This window comes from Mycobacterium sp. E2733 (assembly GCF_001667585.1).
Classification (GTDB): Bacteria; Actinomycetota; Actinomycetes; order Mycobacteriales; family Mycobacteriaceae; genus Mycobacterium.
Map to the genome: position 1 here is coordinate 1 of NZ_LZJZ01000018.1, position 820 is coordinate 820.

The following is an 820-nucleotide window of genomic DNA, read 5'->3' on the forward strand; positions in this document are numbered from 1 at the left end:
AGGGCGTAGATGTCGGCGCGGGCGTCGGCCTGTCCGGTGTTGAGCCGTTCGGGGGACATGTAGGCCCAGGTGCCGATCGCCGCCCCGGTGCTGGTGAGCCCGGTCTCCCCGGCCGCGCGCGCGATCCCGAAATCGATCAGATAGGCGAAGTCGTCCTCGGCGACCAGGATGTTGGAGGGTTTGACGTCGCGGTGGATCAACCCGATCCGGTGTGCGGCATTCAGCGCTGAGGCGATCTGGTCGATGATCGCGATCGCCCGCGCGGGTTCCAGGGGGCCCTCGGCCAGTAGGTCGTGCAGGTCGCGGCCCGCGATGAGCCGCATAGTCACATACAGTCGCCCGTCGATCTCGCCGAAGTCGTAGATGGGGATGACGTGCGGCTCGTCCAGGCTCGCCGCGGCGTGGGCTTCGCGGCGGAACCGCTCGACATAGGCGGGATCCTCGGCGACATTGGCCAACAGCAGCTTGAGTGCCACCACCCGATCCATGGTGGTGTCATAGGCCCGCCACACCTCACCCATCCCGCCGCGACCCAACAACTCCACCAGCCGGTAGCGCCCGAACGGCGTCCCGTCCATTTCGGCCACATCAACCTCCCCCGCGGCAGTGGTCCCGCACACGATCGTCCGGCGACGGCTTCACACCCCAGGAAACGTAACGGTGCAGGATGGTGCCGTGCGACCGTCCTGCGGAGGTTTGCGCAACCATCGGATAGCCCGGGTCGTATCCGCACCGGCGCCCGGGCCTGACGGTTGCGCGACGTTCGCGACGGCCCTCTGCGGTGATGGTGCCAGCGCATCCCAGATCAGCCATCGATGCC

At 67.8% G+C, this 820-nt stretch carries 1 protein-coding gene; it reads right to left on the reverse strand.

Going from position 1 to position 820, the window contains the following annotated elements:
- The coding region (locus tag A5678_RS03100; protein ID WP_156746743.1) for a serine/threonine-protein kinase at nucleotides 1-578 on the reverse strand (578 nt) is incomplete at its 3' end.
- Nucleotides 579-820 lie beyond the last annotated feature (242 nt).